Source organism: Agromyces tropicus (genome assembly GCF_039531345.1).
Classification (GTDB): domain Bacteria; phylum Actinomycetota; class Actinomycetes; order Actinomycetales; family Microbacteriaceae; genus Agromyces; species Agromyces tropicus.
The window spans coordinates 37,900-58,280 of the sequence record NZ_BAAAPW010000004.1; the positions used below are offsets into that span (position 1 = coordinate 37,900).

A 20,381-nucleotide genomic window follows, 5' to 3' on the forward strand; every position below is an offset into this window, starting at 1 on the left:
TGCTCCTCCTCGAGTTTCCCGGCGTCATCGCCGGGCCGACGATCGGTGGGTACCGACGGTAGGAGCACGCGACCCGGCGGACGAGCTTGCGGTCGTAACGGTGGTTTCGGTCGTTGCGGACGTTTCGGTCGTATCGGTCACGACGGCCCGGCCCGACCCGCTGCGGCGTGGGGCAGACTTGTCCGGTGGGCCGGTCGATGACGCTGGGGATGCAGTTGCTGCTGCTGCAGGTCGCGATCGTGCTCGTCACCGTGGTCGGCACGGGCGTGACGGCGATGCTCATCCAGGAGCACCAGCTCCGCGAGGCCTACCAGGACCGCATGATCGCGGTGGCCCAGTCGGTGGCTCGCCTCCCGGTCATCCTCGGCGCCTTCGACGACGACGATCCCTCGGCCGTGATCCAGCCCGTCGCCGAGGTGGTTCGGAACGCCTCGGACGTGACGTACGTCGTCGTGACGGATGCCGCCGGCATCCGCTACTCCCACCCGAACCCCGAGCGGATCGGCGAGCGCGTCTCGACCGACCCCGCGATCCCGCTGTCCGGGCAGGTCTACGTGGGCACGCAGACCGGGACGCTCGGCGAATCGTGGCGCGTGAAGGTGCCGATCTTCGGCGACGACGGCGAGGTCATCGGCCAGGTCTCGGTCGGGATCCTCGAGTCGGAGCTGCGCGCCGACTTCCTCGGCGGGCTCGGCGGGCTCCTCGCCGCACTCGCGGTCGCCGCGCTGGCCGGCGTCGTCGGGTCGGCGTGGATCGGCCGCGTCATCCGCCGTCGCATCTACGGCCTCGAGCCCGACGAGATCCGGGCGATGCTCGAGACCCGGCAGGCGATGCTGCACGGCATCCGCGAGGGCATCGTCGCCGTCGACGACCGCGACCGCGTGGTGCTGATGAACGACGCGGCGGCCCGGCTGCTCGGCGTCGCCGAGCCGGAGTCCGTGCTCGGGCGGCCCGTGGCCGACGTGCTCGACGCGGAGCTCGCGCACGTCGTCGCGTCCGCCGAGGAGCAGGAGACGCTCGTGCTCTCGGGCGAGCGGGTCCTGCTGGTGCACGGCGACCGCGTCCGCGTCGACGGCCGTGAGGTGGGCTCGATCGCGATCCTCCGCGACCGCACCGAGCTCGAGGCGGTGCTCCGCGAGCTGCAGGGCGCGCAGGGGCTCGCCGAAGGCCTCCGCGCGCAGTCGCACGAGTTCTCCAACACCCTCCACGTCGTGAGCGGCCTGCTCGAACTCGGCGACGTCGACGCCGCGATCGCCTACATCCAGCGCGTCGGCGGCGGCGGCGCCCTCTCGTCGCTCGCCGACCGTGGCGGCATCGGCGACGTCGAGACCGCGGCCCTCGTGCTGGCGAAGCGGTCGCGGGCGCACGAGCTCGCGATCGAGCTGGAGCTCGCGCCGCACTCCCACCTGTCGCCGATCGAGGACGCCGGGTTCCGCACCGACCTCGTGACGGTGGTGGGCAACCTGCTCGACAACGCCATGGAGGCGTGCGTGCTCGGCGGGCACGTTCGCATCGACATCCGTGACGATCGGGAGCCGGGCGTCGTGGTCGTCCGGGTCGACGACGACGGCCCCGGCGTGCCCGAGGATCGCCGGGCCGAGATCTTCGAGCCGGACGTGACGGGCAAGGGGCCCGCGGACGGCAAGGCGCGGCGCGGCATCGGGCTCACCATCGTGCGCCGGGTCGCGGCACGACTCGGCGGCGACGCCACCGTGGATCGCGCCCCGTCGGGCGGCGCCCGCTTCACGGTGCGCCTGCCCGCACCGGACGAGGGCGTCGCCGCCGGCGGGTCGGCGGCGCGCGCCGTGGAGCCCGCGTGAACCCGGTCACCGTGCTCATCGTGGACGACGATCCCGCCGTCGCGCGCGTCAATCGCGCATTCGTCGACGCCGTGCCCGGGTTCGCCGTCGTGGCCGAGGCGCACACCGGCGCCGAGGCCCTGCGCGCCGTCGCGCGGCACCGTCCCGACCTCGTCCTGCTCGACGTGTACCTGCCGGATCTCGGCGGGCTCGACGTGCTTCGGCGGATCCGTGCGGCCGGCGACGAGGTCGAGGTCGTCGCCGTGACCGCGGCGCGCGACCTCGAGACGGTCCGACGCGCTCGGCTCCTCGGCGTGCGTCACTACCTCGTGAAGCCGTTCTCGCGCACGAGCCTCGTGAAGCGACTCGACGAGGTGCGTCGCGGGCTCATCGCCGATCGGGCGGGACCGGCCGGCGAGCTCGACCAGGGCGCCGTCGACCGGCTCCTCGGCTCGGCACTCGACGCGCAGGTGCTGCCCAAGGGGCTGTCGGCGATCACGCTCGAGCGCGTCGAGGCCGACCTGTCCTCGCGCGAGGACGACGCGTCGGCGGCCGAGATCGCGGAGGCGCTCGGCATGGCGCGCGTGAGCGCGCGCCGCTACCTCGAGCACCTCGTGGCCGTCGGGGCCGCCCAGGTCGCGCCGCGGTACGGCGGCGCGGGGCGCCCGGAGCACCGATACCGGATGGCTCGCCACTGACATCGTGACGCGCTGCGGTCGCCGTCAGCCGATCTCGCCGCCGCCCGCCGCGGCGTCGAGCGCGTCCAGCTCGGCCGCGGCCTCGGCGAGGGCGCGCTCGACCGCGGCGCGGCGCACCGTCGGCCGGTCCCCCGGCACGCGGAGCTCGACCGAGCGGATGCCGCGCGGCGACGCCACGCCGACGTACGCCAGGCCCGGCGGGTGCCCGCCCTGCGGGTCCGGGCCCGCGACGCCCGTCGTGGCGAGTCCGAGGTCGGCGGGTCGTCCGTCGACCGCGCAGACGGCGCGGATCCGATCCGCGAGCTCCTCGGCGACCTCCGGATCGACCGGCCCTCGCGCCTCGAGCAGGTGCGCGTCGACGCCGACGAGCGCGCGCTTCAGCTCGGTCGCGTAGGCGACGACCCCGCCGAGGAACACGTCGGACGCGCCGGGCACGTCGACGATCGCGGCGGACAGCAGGCCGCCCGTGAGCGACTCGGCGCACGCCACCGTGCGACGCGCGGCCCGGAGCCGTGCGACGAGTTCCGCCGGGTCGCTCACCGAGACTCGGCCCGGTGCTCGCGGGCGAGCCGGATCGCGTCGCGCACGTAGAGCAGCCCGGACCAGACCGTGAGCACGAGGGCGGCCGCCATGAACGCCCAGTTGACCCAGTAGATCCAGTCGCCGAGGAACGTCCACAGCGGCGTGAGGAAAAGCGAGATCGCGATGGCCTGCGTGAACGTCTTCGCCTTGCCGCCCGACGACGCGGGCACGACCGTGCCGCGCTGCAGCTCGACGAGGCGCCACACCGTGATGCCGACCTCGCGGACGACGATGAGGATGGTCACCCACCACCAGAGCTCGCCGAGGATCGACAGGCACACGAGCGCACCGCTCGTGAGGAGCTTGTCGGCGATCGGGTCGAGGATCTTGCCAAGGTCGGTCACGAGGCCTCGTGAGCGCGCGATCTGGCCGTCGACCCAGTCGGTCGAGATCGCCACGACGAAGATCACCGCCGCCCACCAGCGCATCGGACCGTCGGCACCGCCGTCGGCGAGCAGCAGCCAGAAGAAGATCGGCGCCATGACGATCCGGACGATCGTGATCGCGTTCGGCAGGTTCCAGTTCGACGTGCGATCACGGCCATCGGGAGCGGTCATGGCCCCAGCCTAGCTGCGGCGTCGGGGCCGACCGGAGCCGATGGTCCCGACGACCCGGCGCGCCGCCGTCGCGGCATCGCCGTGCTCGCTCAGTCCCGGCCGGTGAGGCCCCAGGCGTCCTCGTCGGAGCCGTCTTCGACCTCCTCGAGGCCCTCCGCGATGCGTCCGACGGGATCGTCGTAGCGGTCGTCTCCCGCTCCGCCGGTCGGCGCGTCGGCGGTGGCCGGCTGGGCGGCGGGCGCGGATGCCGCAGGCGCGGCCGGTGCGGTGGGCCCGGGTGCCGGCGCGGTCGGTGCCGGCTCCTCGCCGCGCAGCTTCGCCAGCACGCCGGGCAGCTGCTCGGGCGTCACGAGCACGTCGCGCGCCTTCGACCCCTCGGAGGGCCCGACGATCTCGCGCGACTCGAGGAGGTCCATGAGGCGCCCGGCCTTCGCGAACCCGACCCGCAGCTTGCGCTGGAGCATCGACGTCGAGCCGAACTGGGTCGAGACGACGAGCTCGGCGGCCGCGAGCAGCAGCTCGAGGTCGTCGCCGATGTCGGAGTCGATCTCCTTCTTCTCGACCGCCGCCTCGACGTCCTTGCGGTACTCGGGGCGGGCCTGGCGCGTGACGTGCTTCACGACGCGGTCGATCTCGTGCTCGGTGACCCACGCGCCCTGCACGCGGATCGGCTTGGACGCGCCCATCGGCAGGAACAGCGCGTCGCCCTGCCCGATCAGCTTGTCCGCGCCGGGCTGGTCGAGGATGACGCGCGAGTCCGTGACGCTCGTGACGGCGAAGGCGAGGCGAGACGGCACGTTCGCCTTGATGAGTCCGGTCACGACGTCGACGGACGGCCGCTGCGTCGCCAGCACCAGGTGGATGCCGGACGCGCGCGCGAGCTGCGTGATGCGGACGATCGAGTCCTCGACGTCGCGTGGGGCGACCATCATGAGGTCGGCGAGCTCGTCGACCACGACCAGCAGGTACGGATACGGCTTGAGCGTGCGCTCACTGCCCGCCGGCAGCTTGATCTCGTCGTCGACGACGGCCTGGTTGAAGTCGTCGATGTGGCGGAACCCGAACGACGCGAGGTCGTCGTACCGCATGTCCATCTCCTTGACGACCCACTGCAGCGCCTCGGCCGCCTTCTTCGGGTTCGTGATGATGGGGGTGATCAGGTGCGGCACGCCCGCGTACGGGGCGAGCTCGACGCGCTTCGGGTCGATCAGCACCATCCGCACCTCGGCGGGCTTCGCCCGCATCAGCAGGCTGGTGATCATCGAGTTCACGAAGCTCGACTTGCCCGAGCCGGTGGAGCCGGCGACGAGCAGGTGCGGCATCTTCGCGAGGTTCGCGACGACGTAGCCGCCGCCCACGTCCTTGCCGACCCCGATCGTCATCGGGTGCTTGGCGTTCACCGCCGCGCCCGAGCGGAGCACGTCGCCGAGCGTGACCGTCTCGCGGTCGGCGTTCGGGATCTCGACGCCGATCGCGGACTTGCCGGGGATCGGCGAGAGGATGCGGACCTCGTTCGACGCGACCGCATAGGCCAGGTTCTTCGACAGTGCGGTCACACGCTCGACCTTCACGCCCGGCCCGAGCTCGATCTCGTACTGCGTGACCGTCGGTCCGCGCGAGAACCCGGTGACCTTCGCGTCGACGCCGAACTGCTCGAGCACGCCCGTGATCTGCCGGACGACCTCGTCGTTGACCGCCGATCGGGTCTTCGCCGGCGCGCCGGCCGCCAGCGTCGACGCGGCGGGGAGATGGTACGGCCGATCGGGCACGTCCTCCGCGGGCGTCGCCTCGGGCGGGGGCGCCGCCGGGGCCGGCGAACCCCCGGTCGCGGCCGCGCCGGGCGCCGCGGCGCCCGCCGGCGCGATGACCTCGGTGGCCGCGGCGTCGTCGCCGCGCAGCCCCGTGCCGCCGGCCTGCACGTCGCCCGTGAACTGCTGCAGCGCCGACTCCGCGCGCTCGAGGTCGTCGATGACGCCGGCGCCGTACGGGTCGGCGGGACGCACTCCCTCGAGCGGCGACTCGAAGCTGCCCGCCGCGGACCCCTCGCCGAAGACCTCGGTGATGCCGTCGGCCCCGGCGCCCGCGAACTCCGGGTCCTCCTCGCGGTTCGAGGCGTTGCGCCGCCACCACGGCAGCAGTCCGCCGGACGGCGCCTCCTCGTCGTCGTCGACGCCGTCGAGCTCGACCTGACGGCTCCGTTCGGCCTTCGCGCGGCGCTTGGACTTCGCCTCCGACTTCGCCGAGGACGCGTCCGTGGCCTCCGCCTCGCCCTCGATCGCCCCGAACAGCCACTCGTAGAGCTCGCGGAAGCGCTGCGGGATCCGGTTCGGCGGCGTCTTCGTCAGGATCAGCAGCGACAGGAGCGCGAGCACCACGAGCACGATGCCGGCGCCCAGGTCGGTGATGAGGAAGATCAGGGGCTGCGCCAGCATCCAGCCCAGGATGCCGCCGGCCTGTGCGAGCACGGGCATGCCCTCGCTCGGCGTCGGCCGGCCGCCGAAGAGGTGGCACAGCCCGGAGACCGTGATGAGGAGCATGCCGAGGCCGATGCCGATGCGCGTGTTGTCGTGCACCGAGCTCGGGTGGCGGAACAGCCACACGGCGAACATCAGCATGACGACGGGCAGCGCGAACGCGACGCGGCCGAACAGGCCGCCGAACGTGTACGCGTCGAGTGCACGGGCCACGTCGTCGTTGATGAAGAACCACTCGACGATCGCGCCCGCGACCGCGAGCAGGACGAGGAAGAACGGCAGGCCGTCGCGCCGCTCCTCCTTCGCGAGGGTCTCGGGGCCGAGCGCCCGCGCGGCGCCGCCGGTCAGGTGCGCGAGCCCCATCCAGGCCCGGACGAGCAGCCCGGGCTGGTCGGACTTCGCGGACGCGGACCGCGTCGATCGCGTCGACGATCGCTGCGCCGGCAGCTTCTTCGTGGGCGCGGTGCGCGTCGACGAGCCGCGCCCGGACGCGCGCGGGGCGCGCCCGTTCGACTTGGTGCTCGTAGCCATGCGTTCCACGTTACGGCCCGCCGCCGACGGCGCGCTGCATCGCGGGCGAGTGTCGGGCCAAGAGCACGTCGCCGCGGGAGCCGCCGCGACGGGTCGCCCGGCCGGTTCCGGACCGGATGGGCCTCACCTGAGGCGACGGACCATGGTGTCGCGCCCGCCCGCCGTGGCCACGATCGCGAAGCCCTCCGAACGGTACAGGTCGTGCGCGAAGTTGCCGTGCTCGACCGAGAGCGCGAGCCGCGCGTACCCGCCCGAGCGCGCGTCCTCCGCGAGCGCGCGGAGCAGCGCCCGGCCGACCCCCTGCGCCCGCCACAGCGGCCGCACCCCGATGATGAGCTCGGGCACCCCGGCCGCCACGAAGCCCGCCGATGGGCGGTCGGCGGCGAACAGCCGATACCACGCCGCCCCGACGGGGCGCCCCTCCGGGTCGAGCGCGACCACGCCGCGATCGGCGGGCCGCTGCCATCCGGTGAGGTAGGCGGTATGCGTGGCGTCCGCGAGGATGACCGGCCGCGGACGCGTCGCGCCCGCCCGCCAGTTGGCCGCCTCGACGAGCATGTCGGCGAGGAAGCCGCCGTCCGCGGGGCCCGCGGCCCGGATGGAGAAGGCCACCATGCACGGAGGGTACGCGCCGGCTGTTACCGGGATGTTTCGGGCGACGGATGCCGCGGCATCCGTCGCCCGTCCGCCGCGCGCTCGCGGCGGGCCCGTGCTACGCCTCGATGACGAGCGGCACGAGCATCGGCCGGCGCCGCAGGCGGCGGTTCACCCAGCTGCCCACGGTGCGGCGCACCGTCTGCTGCAGCGCGTGCGGGTCGCGCACGCCGTGGTGGGCGGCATCCGCCAGCGCGGCGACGATCTTCGGCTTCACGTCCTCGAACACCGCGTCGTCCTCGGCGAAGCCGCGCGCGTGGATCTCGGGGCCGACGATGACGCGGCCGGTGGAGGCGTCCACCACGACGATGATCGAGATGAAGCCCTCCTCGCCGAGGATGCGGCGGTCCTTGAGGTCGGCGTCCGTGATCTCGCCGACCGTCGAGCCGTCGACGTAGACGAAGCCGAGGTCGAGCTGGCCCGCCACGCGCACCTCGCCGTCGCGCAGGTCGAGCACGGTGCCGTTCTCGGCGATGAAGGTCCGGTCCGCGGGGATGCCCGTGTCGCGCGCGAGGCGCGCGTTCGCGACCAGGTGCCGGTACTCGCCGTGCACCGGCAGCACGTTGCGCGGCTGCAGGATGTTGTAGCAGTAGAGCAGTTCGCCGGCGGCGGCGTGGCCCGACACGTGCACCTTCGCGTTGCCCTTGTGCACGACGTTCGCGCCGAGCTTCGTGAGCCCGTCGATCACGCGGTACACCGCGTTCTCGTTGCCCGGGATCAGGCTCGACGCGAGGATCACCGTGTCGCCCTCGCCGACCTCGATCTGGTGGTCCCGGTTCGCCATGCGGCTGAGCACCGCCATCGGCTCGCCCTGCGACCCCGTCGACATGTAGACGATCCGGTCGTCGGGGATGTCGCCGGCCTTCTTGTAGTCGACGAGCACGCCCTCGGGCACGTTGAGGTAGCCGAGGTCGGCCGCGATCGTCATGTTGCGCACCATGGAGCGCCCGAGCAGCGCGACGCGCCGGCCGTTCTGGTGCGCCGCGTCCAGCACCTGCTGTACGCGGTGCACGTGGCTCGAGAAGCTCGCGACGATGACCCGCCGCGGCGAGCGCGCGATGACCTCGTCGAGCACGGGACCGATCGAGCGCTCCAGCGGCGTGAACCCCGGCACGTCGGCGTTCGTCGAGTCCACGAGGAAGAGGTCGACGCCCTGCTCGCCGAGGCGGGCGAACTCGCGCAGGTCGGTCAGGCGGCCGTCGAGCGGCAGCTGGTCCATCTTGAAGTCGCCCGTGGCGAGGACGGTCCCGGCGTCGGTGCGGATGGCGACGGCCAGCGCGTCCGGGATGGAGTGGTTGACCGCGACGAACTCGAGGTCGAACGGCCCGAGTCGCTCCTGCTGCCCCTCCTTCACCGTGAGGGTGTACGGCGCGATGCGGTGCTCCTTGAGCTTCGCCTCGACGAGCGCGAGGGTCAGCTGCGATCCCACGAGGGGGATGTCGGCGCGCAGCTTCAGCAGGTACGGCACGGCGCCGATGTGGTCTTCGTGCCCGTGCGTGAGCACGACGGCCACGACGTCGTCGAGCCGGTCCCTGAGGAAGCCGAAGTCGGGCAGGATCAGGTCGACGCCCGGCTGGTGCTCCTCGGGGAAGAGCACGCCGCAGTCGACGATCAGCAGCTTGCCGTCGATCTCGAACAGCGTCATGTTGCGGCCGACCTCGCCGAGGCCGCCGATGGGGATGACCCGCAGCGTGCCCGGTTCGAGCGGCTCGGGGTCGATGATGTCGTCGGGCATGGGCCCTCCTCACGTTCCGGTGTTCAGTTCGGTGCGACCCTCGCGGTCGCGGATGTCTCGGGGGCCGGGGCTCGCGCCCGCGCTCGGCGGCGCACCTCCCGGCCGTGCGGTCAGCGCGTGGTGCCGGCCACCTTCGGCAGCGCGCCGCCGGCGGCGGCGTTGCGGTCGGGGCGGAAGTTGCGGAAGTCGGCGCCGGGCACGCCCTGCACGAGGTCGAGCTCGTCCTCGATGAGCGCGGCCTCCCACTCCTCGGGCCCGACGAGCGGCAGTCGGACGCGCGGGCTGCCGATGCGGCCCAGGCCGTGCAGGATGTACTTCGCCGCGACGGTGCCGGGCACGTGCGTCATGACGGCGCGCACGAGCGGCTCGAGGCGCATGTGCTCGGCCGTGGCGGCCTTCAGGTCGCCGCGGTTCACCGCGTCGACGATGGTGCGGTACGGCGCGGGCGCGATGTTCGCGGTCACGCCGATGAGGCCCGTGGCGCCGATCGAGAGGTGCGGCAGCACGTTCGCGTCGTCGCCGGAGAAGTACATGAGGTCGGTCTGGTTCAGCACGCGGCTGACCTCGCTGAAGTCGCCCTTGGCGTCCTTGATGGCGAGGATGTTCGGGTGCTTGGCGAGCCGCAGGATCGTCTCGTACTTGATCGGCACGCCCGTGCGGCCGGGGATGTCGTAGAGGATGACCGGCAGGTCGGTGGCATCCGCGACGAGCCGAAAGTGCGTGAGGATGCCGGCCTGGGTCGGCTTGTTGTAGTACGGCGTGACGATCATGATGCCGTCGGCGCCGGCCCGCTCGCTGTGCGTGTACAGCTCGATCGCGTGCGCGGTCTCGTTCGAGCCGCCGCCCGTGATGATCTTGGCCCGGCCGGCCGCGACGTCTTTCCCGACCTCGACGAGCCGGATCTTCTCCGGGTCGGTGAGCGTCGAGGTCTCCCCCGTGGTCCCGGTCACGACGATGCCGTCGGCCCCGGCGCTGATGACGTCGTCGATGTGCTTCTCGACGGCGGGCCAATCGACTTCGCCGTCCGCCGTCATGGGCGTGACGAGCGCGACGAGCACCTGGCCGAAGGGATTGACTGCACTCACGCCCTACAGGCTATCGGCTCGCGCCCCGCGGGGCCGCCCCGTGACGCCCGCTCCCCTCCGTCTGCGGTCCGAACAACCTCTCCGGCGGATATACGACCCGGCGCGCCGAAGTGGAGTGCCGATCGGCGGCGTGGCGGATCGTATATCCGCCGTTCGGAGCATCAGCGCGCGGTCGGGAACCTCGGTGCGATCAACCGATGCGGAGCCGTTCGGCCCACGCGTCGAGGTGGAGGCGACGGCCGAGCTTCGCAACGATCGCCTGCTCGACCAGGTCCCACTGATGCACGACGAGGTCGTAGTCGAAGCGGATCGTGTCGAACCCGTGAGCCGCCGCCACGGCATCGCGGACCCGGTCCTTGTGCCGGTCCCGACGTTCGTCGTGGCCCGCTCGCCCGTCGACCTCGATGATGAGTCGGTCCCCGATGACGAAATCCACACGGCCGACGCCCGGAATCTCGACCTGCGGACGCGCCACGATCCCGAGACGATGCAGCCGAACCCGAAGCAGCGACTCGAGGCCGCTCGCCGCGTCGGTGCGCGCGAAGTCGACGAGCCATCTCGCCGACTCGGTGATCCGCACACGGAGGTCCGCCCGGGCCGACTGCGTGAGCACACCGCGGTGCAGCGCCGACTCCACCGTCGCGAAGAACGCGTCGTCACCCAGGCAGGTGCGGATCTGCAGGAGGGCATCGACGAGGTCGACGCTGGTGCGCGCCGGACCGAGGTCGTTCCAGTGCTGCACGCAGGCACAGCCGGCATGGGGTCGCGCGTGACCGTGCGGCGGAAGCGAGACGTGCACGATGTGGTCCAGGGGAAGGACCCACAAGCCGTGCGCCCGTGCCACGGAGACGCAGCCCAGCACCCCGCCGTGGCGGAGGGCCGCCATCACCGGAGCGGGAAGCGACGGGCAGGCGAAGACCCCTGGTCGCACCCGGACGACCTCGCCCACGGCGACGGCGCGCCGGATCGTCCTGGCATCGGCACCACGCGCCCGGAGTTCCGCGCGTCGCGCGACCTGCCCGAGCTCCGCGCAGAGCTGCCCGACCACGCCATCCGCCATCGCGCCATCGTGCCTCGGCGCCGCCGGCCGCCCGGGCCGGTCGCCGACGAGGCTCCGACGCGGCCCCGGCCGCCGGTTGTGGAGGATGACTCGCGCGTCCCGATCGGCGGATATACGATCCGCCACGCCGTCGAGGCCGCCACGCGGCCGGCGTGGTGGATCGTATCTCCGCCGACTTGTGCGGAGCCGGGCGGAGCGGGGCGGGGCGGGGCGGGCCGACGGGGGGCCGGCTCAGCGCGCCAGGGTGAGGAAACGGTAGCGGATGCCGGTGCGGGAGGCGTGCCATCCGTCGGCCGGTTCCGCGGCGGCGACGCGCCAGCCGGTGCGGTCGGGCGCGTAGGTGTCGCCGGCGACGTCGAGGTCGAGTTCGGTGACGACGAGGCGGTCGGCGAGGCCGATCGTGTGCGCGAAGAGGTCGGCGCCGCCGATGACCCAGATCCGGTCGTCGGCGTCGGAGGCCGCGAGGGCGAGCGCCTCATCGACCGAGCCCGCGCGCACGGCGCCGTCGGCCTGCCAGCCGGCCTGCCGCGTCACCACGATGTTCGCCCGTCCCGGCAGGGGCCGGAACCGCGGCGGCAGCGAGTCCCACGTGCGGCGGCCCATCACGACGGGGGCGCCGTCGGTCGTGCGCTTGAAGTGCGCGAGGTCCTCGGGGACGTGCCACGGCATGCCGCCGCCGGCGCCGATCACGCCGCCGTGCGCCTCGGCCCAGATGAGTCCGATGCCGGGCACGGCGTCGACGTCCGGCTCCGCGCTCATACGGCGACGGCCGCGCGGATCGCCGGGTGGTGCTCGTAGCCGACGACCTCGAAGTCCTCGAAGCGGTAGCCGTCGATCGAGTCCGGGCGGCGCGCGATGCGCAGCGCCGGGTACGGGAACGGCTCGCGCGAGAGCTGTTCCACGACCTGCTCGACGTGGTTGTCGTAGACGTGGCAGTCGCCGCCGGTCCAGACGAAGTCGCCGACCTCGAGCCCGGCCTGCTGCGCCACGAGGTGGGTGAGCAGGGCGTAGGAGGCGATGTTGAAGGGCACGCCGAGGAACATGTCGGCGCTGCGCTGGTAGAGCTGGCACGAGAGTCGGCCGTCGGCGACGTGGAACTGGAAGAGCGCGTGGCAGGGCGCGAGCGCCATGTCGGGGATGTCGGCCGGGTTCCACGCCGAGACGACGAGGCGGCGGGAATCGGGGTTCGTGCGGATCTGCTCGATCACCTGCGCGATCTGGTCGACGTGCCCGCCCGACGGGATCGGCCAGCTGCGCCACTGCACGCCGTAGACGGGGCCGAGCTCGCCCGAGGCATCCGCCCACTCGTCCCAGATGGTGACGCCGCGCTCCTGGAGCCACCGCACGTTCGAGTCGCCGCGGAGGAACCACAGCAGCTCGTAGGCGATGGACTTGAAGTGCACGCGCTTCGTCGTGATGAGCGGGAAGCCCTGCGCGAGGTCGAACCGGACCTGGCGTCCGAAGACGCTGCGCGTCCCGGTGCCGGTCCGGTCGGACTTCGGCGTGCCGTGCTCGAGCACGTCGCGGAGGAGGTCTTCGTACGGGGTGGGGATCGCGCTGGCCACGGCGTCAAGGCTACGCCGCCCCGACGACGTCGCGGGCAGGCGCGCGCGACGGCATCCCGTCACCCGGCGTCACACGACGTGACGCCGCGTGCGCCCGGTCGTAGCCTGCCGGACATGGAGCTCGCGCCGGTCCTCGTCGTCGGCCTCGGCCTGCCCGCCGTCGCGCTCCTCCTCGGCCTCGCCTGGCGCGCCCGCGACGGCCGCGTCCGGCGGGTCGCGTCGGCCGCCGCCACGACGTCGACGGATGCCGCGGCCGTCCGCGACGCGGACGCGCTCGGGCTGCCCGCCGCCGCGTTCGGCGCGGACGCGACGCTCGTCCAGTTCTCGACCGAGTTCTGCAGCCGCTGCCCCGCCACCGCGCGGGCGCTCGGCGGCCTCGCCGACGAGTACGACGGCGTCCGCCACGTCGACGTCGACCTCACCCACCGTCGTGGGCTCGCGGACGCGTTCCGCGTGACCCAGACCCCGACCGTGCTCGTGCTCGGTGCGGACGGCCGCGCCGTCGCGCGCATCGCCGGGGCCCCGCGCCTCGACGAGGTGCGGGAGGTCATCGACTCGATCACCGGGAGGTCCCGTGTCCCCCACCACGCCTGACCCCGGCGCCGCGCCGACGGGCCCCGCTCCCGGGGGCGCCACCGCGCCGCCTGCCGGCATCGACCCCCGCGGACCGCGGTTCTCGGCGGCGATCACGTCGGTCATCCTGCTCGTGACGGTGCTCCTCGGCGTCGGCGGCCTCGCGACCGCGGCGCTCGTGCTGCTCGCAGCCCAGGCGATCCTGTTCGCGTGGGGTGCGTTCGCGGGCGTCGCACGGCATCCGTTCGGCGCCATCTACCGCGCGCTCGTGCGCCCGCGCCTCGCGCCGCCCGCCGAGCTCGAGGACCCGCGTCCGCCGACGTTCGCCCAGCTGGTCGGACTGGTCGTGAGCGGCACCGGCGTCGTGCTCGGACTGCTCGGCGTGGCCGCCGCGGTGCCCGTCGCGGCCGCGTTCGCGTTCGTCGCGGCGTTCCTCAACGCGGCGTTCGCGTACTGCCTCGGATGCCGCATCTACCTGCTGCTCGTCCGCGCCCGGGTCATCCGCCCGGCCTGATCAGCCGCCGGGACACGGCTGGGGATGCGACTGCCGCCCGCGGCATCCGGTCGATAGGCTGGGACCCCGGCTCGAGGAGGAGGACCCATTGGCACTGACGAGCGAATCGACCACGGTCTGGACGGGAAGCCTCTTCGAGGGCTCGGGCACCACGCGCCTCGACTCGTCGAAGGTCGCCGAGTTCCCCGTCAACTGGAAGGCGCGCGCCGAGGGCGAGGCCGGCACGACCAACCCGGAGGAACTGCTGGGCGCGGCGCACTCGGCGTGCTTCTCGATGGCGCTGTCGAACATCCTCACGAGCGCCGGGCACGAGCCCGAGAGCATCCAGACCACGGCGGCCGTGACGTTCCAGCCCGGTGAGGGCGTGACCGGCAGCCACCTGCTCGTGAGCGCCCGCGTGCCCGGCATCACCGAGGCCGAGTTCGAGGCCTTCGCCGAGGACGCGAAGGAGAACTGCCCGATCTCCAAGGCACTGACGGGCACGACGATCACGATCGAGGCGGAGCTCGCGTAGCGGTGCGGGTCCTCGTCGCCGGCGCCTCCGGCTTCATCGGCTCCGCCGTCCGGGATCGCCTGGCCGGCGACGGCCACGAGGTCCTGCGACTGGTCCGCCGCCGGGCGCAGAACGACGACGAGGTCTCGTGGTCGCCGGGGTCCGGCATCATCGACTTCACCGTCATGGACCGCGTCGACGCGGTGCTGAACCTGTCCGGCGCCTCGCTGCAGCGGTTGCCGTGGACGCGTCGCTACCGCGACGAGATCCTGGAGTCGCGCGTCCACGCGACGCGCACCCTGGCGGACGCCATGCGCAAGGCACGGACGCCGCCGAAGGCCTTCCTCAGCGCGTCGGCGGTCGGCATCTACGGCGATCGCCCGGGCGAACTGCTCACCGAGCACTCCTCGGCGGGTGACGGCTTCCTCGCCGACGTCGTCAGCCGCTGGGAGGCGGCCGCGCAGCTCGCGCCGCACGAGACCCGCACGGTGATGCTGCGCACCGGCATCGTGGTCGGCCGCGGCGGCGTCATGCAGCGGCTGCGGCTGCTGACCTCGCTCGGCGTCTCCGGACGCCTCGGCACGGGCGGGCAGCACTGGCCGTGGATCGCGCTCGACGACGAGGTCGGGGCGATCGCGCACCTGCTCGGGTCGCACGTGTCCGGACCGGTGAACCTGGTCGGGCCGACGCCCGCGACCGCCGACCGGATCATGGGGGCGCTCGCCGAGCGCATGCACCGTCCGTACGCGATCCCCGTGCCGGAGCGGCTCCTCGAGGCGGCCCTCGGGCGCGCGGCCGACGACCTGCTGCTCTCGAGCCAGAAGGTCCGGCCGCAGCGGCTCATCGACGACGGCTACCGGTTCCGGTACCCGACGGTCGAGGCCGCGCTCGACGCGACGCTCAACCCCGAGCCCGCTCCAGCTCGATAGCGCGCCGGACGGCTCGTCGGGCGCGGCGACGATCGCCGGCGGCGTCGTACGCGAGCCCGAGGCGGAGCCAGGCCCGCCAGGACTCGGGCTCGGCCTCGACGGCGGCCCGGAACTCGGGGAAGGCGGCGTCCGCGGCCGCGCGCTCCGGGCGCCCGCTCGCGCGCAGCGGGAGGCCGAGGTCGAGCGCGTCCTCCGATTCCAGCTGCCGCACGAGCCGCTGCGAGCGGATGCCGAACGCGAGCTCGCGCCAGATCGCCCACGCGGCGATGACGGGAAGCACGATGAGCGCGACGCCCATCGCGACGGCGACCGGTTCGCCCGTCGCGACGAACTGCACGGCGCGCCAGCCGACGAGCGCCAGGTAGATCGCGAGGATCACCGCCATGACGGCGGCGGCGAGCTTCGCGCCGCTCATCGCGCGTCGGGCAACTCGAGCCCGAGCAGGGCGTCGAGCCCGACGGTCACGCCCTCGGCGGAGGATGCGCGACGGAGCGCCAGCAGGATGCCCGATTCGTACGCGCTCGCGGCGATGGTCGTGTGGACCACCTGCAGCGTCTCCCCCGCGCCGCCGAGCACGACCCGCTGGTCGGCGAGGATGCCGTCCATGCGGAGGCTGTGGATCGGCACGCCCGACACGAGTTGGCCGCGAGCCCGCTGGTCGGCGTGCGGGGCGGAGACCGGACCCATCTCGCCGCGCGACGCGGCGATGAGCTCGGCGGTGCGCACCGCGGTGCCGGACGGCGAGTCGACCTTGCCGGCGTGGTGCGCCTCGACGATCTCGATCGAGTCGAAGTGGCGCGCGGCGAATGCGGCGAACGCCGAGCCGAGCACGCTGCCGACGGAGAAGTTCGGGACGAAGAGGATGCCGCGCGAGGAGTCGGATTCGCGCAGGCGCACCTCGACCTCGGCGATGCGCTCGCGCGACCAGCCGGACGTGCCGACGACGACCGCGGCACCCGCGGCGATGGCCGCGTCGACGATCGCCCCGCTCGCGGCCGGATGGGTCACGTCGAGGACGACGTCGGCGCCCGCGAGCTCGTCGAGGCTCGAGGACGAGTCGAGTCCGGCATGGAGCTCGAGGTCCTCCGCCTCGTCGATCAGTCGGGTCGCGAGGCGCCCCATCTTCCCCGTCGCGCCCGCGACCGCCACCGTGATCGTCACGACGTTCACCCTAGCAACCGGGCGCGGGCGGGATCCGCGCCCGGTCGTAGGCTGGGCGCATGCTCCGCTTCCGCGACGCCGCCGTGACCGATCCCGACGCACATCGGCTGCTCGGGGACTACTTCGCCGAGCGCGCGGCGGGCTTCCCGCCGGAGCAGGGCGCGTATCGGCCGACCTGGCCGGATGCCGCGCAGTTCACGCCGCCGGCGGGCGTCTTCCTCGTCGTGGAGGACGAGTCCGGGGCGGCGGTCGGGTGCGGGGGCGTGCGCCGGATCCCGGCCGCGGCCGACGGCACCGTGCGCTACGAGGTGAAGCACCTCTGGCTCGCACCGGCCGCCCGCGGACGCGGCGGCGGACGGGCCCTGCTGGGCGAACTCGAGCGGCGCGCCGTCGACTTCGGCGCCGGCGAGCTGGTGCTCGACACGAACGCGAGCCTCGAGGCCGCGGGCGGGCTGTACGCAGCGACCGGGTACGTCGGGATCGAGCCGTACAACGAGAACCCCAACGCGACGAACTGGTACGGCAAGCGCGTCGCACCCGCCGAGCCCGCCGCGGGCTGAGGGGGGCCGTCGGCCGCCGGGCCGCGCGGCGCTCAGAGCGCGTAGGGCTCGGGCAGTCCCGTCCGCAGCTCGGGCGGCAGGTGGGCGAGGTCGTTGTGGACGACGAGCGACCACGGTCGTCCCGGCGCGCGCTGGGTGAGCACCGTCAGGCCGCAGTTGGCCTGGTTGATGGTCGCCCACCGCCACTCGGGCGCCCCGAGCACCTCGCGGACGAACCAGCCGATCACGAAGTTGTGCGTGATGAGGAGGTCGTGCCGGTCCTCCCGGTGGGACCGGAGGAACTCCGCGTTCGCGTCGGCCATCTGCGCCCGACCGGCCTCGAAGTCGAGTTCGGTGAACGAGCCGAAGAACGGCGCGTACGCGGCGGGCGTCTCGTCGGCGGGACCGGACGGCACGCAGTCGAACAGGAGGGCGGAGGGCTCCGGTTTCAGCGCGGGCAGCTTCGCGGCGATGATCTCGGCGGTCTCGGCGGCGCGCTCGAGCGGCGAGTGGTAGGCCGCGTCGAACGGGATGCCGCCGAGACGCTCGGCGAGCAGCTCGGCCTGGCGGCGGCCGCGCGGCGACAGCGGGCCGTCGGGCAGGCCGTGTTCGGCGTCGAGCTGCTCGCCGTGACGGACGAGGTAGAGGTGGTGGGGCACGTCGGGTCCTGTGGTCGGACGTCGCTATGCGACGTCGGGTCGGGCTTCGGGCTGGTCGACGACGGACCGGAAGGCCCGGTCGCCGACCGGGCCGACCGCGACGAGCGAGAACGGCCGTCCGGCCAGTTCCGCGGCGAGCGCCCGGACGTCGTCGGCGGTGACGCGTCCGACGCGGCGCAGCGCCTCGTCGAGGTCGGCGAATTCCCCCAGTGCGAGCTCGGCGCGGCCGAGTCGCGACATCCGCGTGTCGGAGTCCTCGAGCGCGAGCGCCGAGGCGCCGCCGAGGTAGCCGATCGCGCGGCTGAGCTCGTCGTCGGTCACGCCGTGGTGGGCGAGCCGCTCGAGCTCGGTGCGCATGAGCGCGGCGACGGTCGCCGCGTTCTTCGGTGCGCAGCCGGCGTACATCCCGAACACGCCGGCGTCGGAGTAGCCGGGCGCGAACGAGTACACCGCGTACGCGAGCCCCCGCCGCTCGCGGATCTGCTGGAACAGCCGCGACGACATACCCGCACCGAACACGGTGTTGAGCACGCTCAGCGCGGCGCGACGCTCATCGGTGGCGACGAGGCCGGGAACCCCCATGACGAGGTGCGCCTGCTCGCCCGGACGCTCCACGACCGTCAGTGGCGCGCGTCCGTCGAGGAGCGACAGCTCCGTGGACCGGCGCTCGACCGGGTCGGCGGCCTCGTCGAGGTCCCAGCCCGCGGCGGCGAGCGCCGCGGTGAGCCCCGCGACGAGCTCGTCGTGGTCGACGGCGCCGGCGGCCGTCACGACGAGGTCGCGCGCCCGATAGCTCTGGCGGTAGTGCTCGCGCACGCCGTCGCGCGTCGCGGCGCGGATCGTGTCGGGGTCGCCGCCGATCGGGCGCGCGAGCGGGTGCGAGCCGAGCACGGCTTCGAAGAACCGCTCGTTCGCGACATCCGCCGGGTCGTCGCCGGCCATCGCGAGCTCCTCGAGGATGACGCCGCGCTCGCTCTCGAAGTCCTCGGGATCGAGCACCGAGGAGGTGAACATGTCGGCGAGCACCTCGACGGCCATGGGGAGGTCGCGATCCTGCACCTTCGCGTAGTAGCAGGTGTACTCCTTCGCGGTGACGGCGTTGTGCTCGCCGCCGACCGCGTCGAACGCGACCGCGATGTCGAGGGCGCTCCGGGTCTCGGTGCCCTTGAACAGGAGGTGCTCCAGGAAGTGCGTCGAGCCGAAGGTCGCGGGGTGGCCGCTCTCGGCGGGATGCTCGTCGCGCGAGCCGACGGCGACCCAGAATCCGATGGTCGCGCTGCGGCTGCCCGGCACCTGCTCGGTGAGCACTCGGATGCCGGAGGGGAGCACGGAACGGCGGACGAGCGTGTCACCGGCGGCGTGGAAGGTGAGTTCGGGCTCACCGAGCTGGAGGTCGACGGCGCCGTTCACCCGTCCAGCCTAAGCCACCCGGCCCGGGGTCGGTCCCGGCGCGCGGACGGGCGTCCTCAGGCGGACGCGCGATCGAGCTCGACCATCTCGGAACGGTGCAGTTCCAGCGACGCGGCCGCGAGCAGGGCGTCGACCTGGTCGGGACGGCTGACGCTCGCGACCGGGGCGACGACGGTCGGCCGGGCGAGCAGCCACGCGATCGCGACGGCTGCGGGGACCGTGCCGTGCGCGGCGGCGACCTCGTCGAGCGCCCGGAGCACGCGGAGCCCGCGACGTCCGAGGTGCCGTGCCTGGCGATCGCCCCGCGCGTCGCGGCGGACGTCGACCCGACGACGGACGGCGCCTCCGAGGAACCCGTCGGCGAGCGCGAAGGACGCCAGCACGGGCAGCGCCTGCGCGTGGGCGACGAGCTCGGTGGCGCCCTCGAAGCCGCGCCGCTCCATGAGGTTGTACCGCGTGGTGAGCGCCTGGAACCGCGGCAGTCCGTTCGCGGCCAGCACGCGCGCCTCGATGAGCCGCTCGGGCCCGAGGTCCGACGCCCCCACGGCGAGGACCTTGCCGGAGGCGACGAGCGCGTCGACGGCGCCGAGGCTCTCCTCGAGCGGGACCTCCGCGTCGTCGCCGTGGAAGCACAGGAGGTCGATCCGGTCGGTGCCCAGCCGGGCGAGCGCGTCGTCGACGGCGCGGACGATGGCCTCGGGGGCGAGCCCGGCGTGATCGGGTCGCCGGCCGATCCTGGCGATCAGCCGCACCCGGTCCCGGGTGCCGCGGCTGCGCATCCAGGCGCCGATGATCTCCTCGCTGCGGGCCGCCGCGTCGCCGTCGCCCGTGTCCAGGAGGCTGCCGCCGAGGGCGGCGAAGCGGTCGAGGACCTCGGCGCTGCCGTCGGCGCCGAGCATCCGTCCGAACGTGTTCGCGCCGAGCGCGAGCGGGTGGACCTCCATGCCGGTCTCGCCGATCCGTTCGCGCCGAGGCACCGTGATCGGCCCGGAGACCGCGTTGGTCGAGACCTCGGCGTCGCTCGCCTGCGGCGCTCCTGCGCCGAAGGCCGGCTCGGTCGTGTCGTGCGTCTCCGCCTCGGACGGCTCACTCGACTCGGTAGCTCGCCGCGGCTCCGACCCGGTGCCCTCCGGCGCGTCGATCACGGCCGCCGCGCCGTCCGCGCGTCGTGCCCCCCGCAGTGCGTGTCGTCGTGCCACGCGATCCTCCTCCCCAGGATTGGCTCCGAGGTTATGTCAGGAACGAACGGGTCGGTTGAACATGACGGGGAAGCGTTACCCAATCGTTGGTGAACACCAGGTGACACGGGACAGGCGGCCGATGGGCCTTGCGGAGTCATTGAACGCGCGTTTAGTATCCTGAA

General features: G+C 73.4%; 21 protein-coding genes. 7 read left to right on the forward strand and 14 right to left on the reverse strand.

The window, feature by feature from the left end; translation table 11 throughout:
• The first annotated feature begins 185 nt into the window (after positions 1–185).
• Together ABD230_RS12605 and ABD230_RS12610 are read left to right on the forward strand one after the other, a co-directional pair.
• A complete protein-coding gene (locus tag ABD230_RS12605; RefSeq protein ID WP_344374582.1) occupies positions 186–1,820 on the forward strand; it encodes an ATP-binding protein in 1,635 nt (544 codons plus the stop codon).
• Positions 1,817–2,497, forward strand: a complete 681-nt coding sequence (locus tag ABD230_RS12610; protein ID WP_344374586.1) for a response regulator — start codon at positions 1,817–1,819, stop codon at positions 2,495–2,497. Before ABD230_RS12605 ends, ABD230_RS12610 begins: the two co-directional genes overlap by 4 nt.
• A gap of 24 nt (positions 2,498–2,521) precedes the next feature.
• Here the strand turns inward: ABD230_RS12610 and ABD230_RS12615 are convergent, their stop codons facing one another.
• The 9 genes from ABD230_RS12615 to ABD230_RS12655 all read right to left on the reverse strand — a co-directional run bounded on the left by ABD230_RS12615 (position 2,522) and on the right by ABD230_RS12655 (position 12,740).
• On the reverse strand, positions 2,522–3,037 hold the full coding sequence (locus ABD230_RS12615; RefSeq protein ID WP_344374588.1) for a CinA family protein: 516 nt from the start codon (positions 3,035–3,037) through the stop codon (positions 2,522–2,524).
• Positions 3,034–3,636: a CDP-diacylglycerol--glycerol-3-phosphate 3-phosphatidyltransferase gene (pgsA, locus tag ABD230_RS12620; protein WP_344374591.1), complete on the reverse strand. Its 603-nt coding sequence runs from the start codon at positions 3,634–3,636 to the stop codon at positions 3,034–3,036. The genes ABD230_RS12615 and pgsA overlap by 4 nt, the downstream gene beginning before the upstream one ends.
• An 89-nt stretch (positions 3,637–3,725) precedes the next feature.
• The gene (locus ABD230_RS12625; RefSeq protein ID WP_344374598.1) at positions 3,726–6,641 is read right to left on the reverse strand and encodes an FtsK/SpoIIIE family DNA translocase; all 2,916 of its coding nucleotides are present in this window, start codon (positions 6,639–6,641) and stop codon (positions 3,726–3,728) included.
• Between the two features lie 123 nt (positions 6,642–6,764).
• Entirely contained in the window at positions 6,765–7,256 is a 492-nt protein-coding gene (locus tag ABD230_RS12630; RefSeq protein ID WP_344374602.1) for a GNAT family N-acetyltransferase, read from the reverse strand.
• Between the two features lie 97 nt (positions 7,257–7,353).
• The gene (locus tag ABD230_RS12635; protein ID WP_344374604.1) at positions 7,354–9,030 is read right to left on the reverse strand and encodes a ribonuclease J; all 1,677 of its coding nucleotides are present in this window, start codon (positions 9,028–9,030) and stop codon (positions 7,354–7,356) included.
• Positions 9,031–9,140: 110 nt separating this feature from the next.
• Positions 9,141–10,115, reverse strand: coding sequence for a 4-hydroxy-tetrahydrodipicolinate synthase (gene dapA, locus ABD230_RS12640; protein WP_344374607.1), 975 nt, complete (start codon positions 10,113–10,115; stop codon positions 9,141–9,143).
• Between the two features lie 190 nt (positions 10,116–10,305).
• Complete coding sequence (locus ABD230_RS12645) at positions 10,306–11,175, reverse strand: DUF559 domain-containing protein (RefSeq protein WP_344374609.1); 870 nt, start codon at positions 11,173–11,175, stop codon at positions 10,306–10,308.
• A gap of 231 nt (positions 11,176–11,406) precedes the next feature.
• A complete protein-coding gene (locus ABD230_RS12650) occupies positions 11,407–11,934 on the reverse strand; it encodes a dihydrofolate reductase (RefSeq protein ID WP_344374613.1) in 528 nt (175 codons plus the stop codon).
• Entirely contained in the window at positions 11,931–12,740 is an 810-nt protein-coding gene (locus ABD230_RS12655; protein WP_344374616.1) for a thymidylate synthase, read from the reverse strand. Before ABD230_RS12655 ends, ABD230_RS12650 begins: the two co-directional genes overlap by 4 nt.
• A 114-nt stretch (positions 12,741–12,854) precedes the next feature.
• On the opposite strand from ABD230_RS12655, the gene ABD230_RS12660 reads away from it, so the two are divergent.
• From ABD230_RS12660 to ABD230_RS12675, 4 genes are all read left to right on the forward strand, one after another.
• The gene (locus tag ABD230_RS12660; protein WP_344374619.1) at positions 12,855–13,334 is read left to right on the forward strand and encodes a thioredoxin family protein; all 480 of its coding nucleotides are present in this window, start codon (positions 12,855–12,857) and stop codon (positions 13,332–13,334) included.
• Positions 13,315–13,827: a DUF4395 domain-containing protein gene (locus ABD230_RS12665; protein ID WP_425546230.1), complete on the forward strand. Its 513-nt coding sequence runs from the start codon at positions 13,315–13,317 to the stop codon at positions 13,825–13,827. The genes ABD230_RS12660 and ABD230_RS12665 overlap by 20 nt, the downstream gene beginning before the upstream one ends.
• A gap of 88 nt (positions 13,828–13,915) precedes the next feature.
• On the forward strand, positions 13,916–14,341 hold the full coding sequence (locus ABD230_RS12670; RefSeq protein ID WP_344374622.1) for an OsmC family peroxiredoxin: 426 nt from the start codon (positions 13,916–13,918) through the stop codon (positions 14,339–14,341).
• 2 nt (positions 14,342–14,343) lie between these two features.
• Complete coding sequence (locus ABD230_RS12675; protein WP_344374625.1) at positions 14,344–15,249, forward strand: TIGR01777 family oxidoreductase; 906 nt, start codon at positions 14,344–14,346, stop codon at positions 15,247–15,249.
• Here the strand turns inward: ABD230_RS12675 and ABD230_RS12680 are convergent.
• On the reverse strand, positions 15,221–15,664 hold the full coding sequence (locus tag ABD230_RS12680) for a hypothetical protein (RefSeq protein ID WP_344374627.1): 444 nt from the start codon (positions 15,662–15,664) through the stop codon (positions 15,221–15,223). The genes ABD230_RS12675 and ABD230_RS12680 overlap by 29 nt on opposite strands.
• Entirely contained in the window at positions 15,661–16,410 is a 750-nt protein-coding gene (dapB, locus tag ABD230_RS12685; RefSeq protein ID WP_344374630.1) for a 4-hydroxy-tetrahydrodipicolinate reductase, read from the reverse strand. Before dapB ends, ABD230_RS12680 begins: the two co-directional genes overlap by 4 nt.
• A gap of 59 nt (positions 16,411–16,469) precedes the next feature.
• Here dapB and ABD230_RS12690 point away from each other — a divergent pair, with 59 nt between their 5' ends.
• Positions 16,470–16,970, forward strand: coding sequence for a GNAT family N-acetyltransferase (locus ABD230_RS12690; protein WP_344374634.1), 501 nt, complete (start codon positions 16,470–16,472; stop codon positions 16,968–16,970).
• A gap of 32 nt (positions 16,971–17,002) precedes the next feature.
• Here the strand turns inward: ABD230_RS12690 and ABD230_RS12695 are convergent, their stop codons facing one another.
• From ABD230_RS12695 to ABD230_RS12705, 3 genes are read right to left on the reverse strand one after another with little or no spacing between them, the layout of a single operon-like run.
• Positions 17,003–17,608 carry a histidine phosphatase family protein gene (locus tag ABD230_RS12695; protein WP_344374637.1) on the reverse strand — a complete coding sequence of 202 codons (606 nt, stop codon included), beginning with the start codon at positions 17,606–17,608 and terminating at the stop codon, positions 17,003–17,005.
• Between the two features lie 24 nt (positions 17,609–17,632).
• Positions 17,633–19,018, reverse strand: a complete 1,386-nt coding sequence (locus tag ABD230_RS12700; RefSeq protein WP_344374639.1) for a M16 family metallopeptidase — start codon at positions 19,016–19,018, stop codon at positions 17,633–17,635.
• Positions 19,019–19,074: 56 nt separating this feature from the next.
• Complete coding sequence (locus ABD230_RS12705) at positions 19,075–20,217, reverse strand: aldo/keto reductase (protein ID WP_344374642.1); 1,143 nt, start codon at positions 20,215–20,217, stop codon at positions 19,075–19,077.
• Positions 20,218–20,381 lie beyond the last annotated feature (164 nt).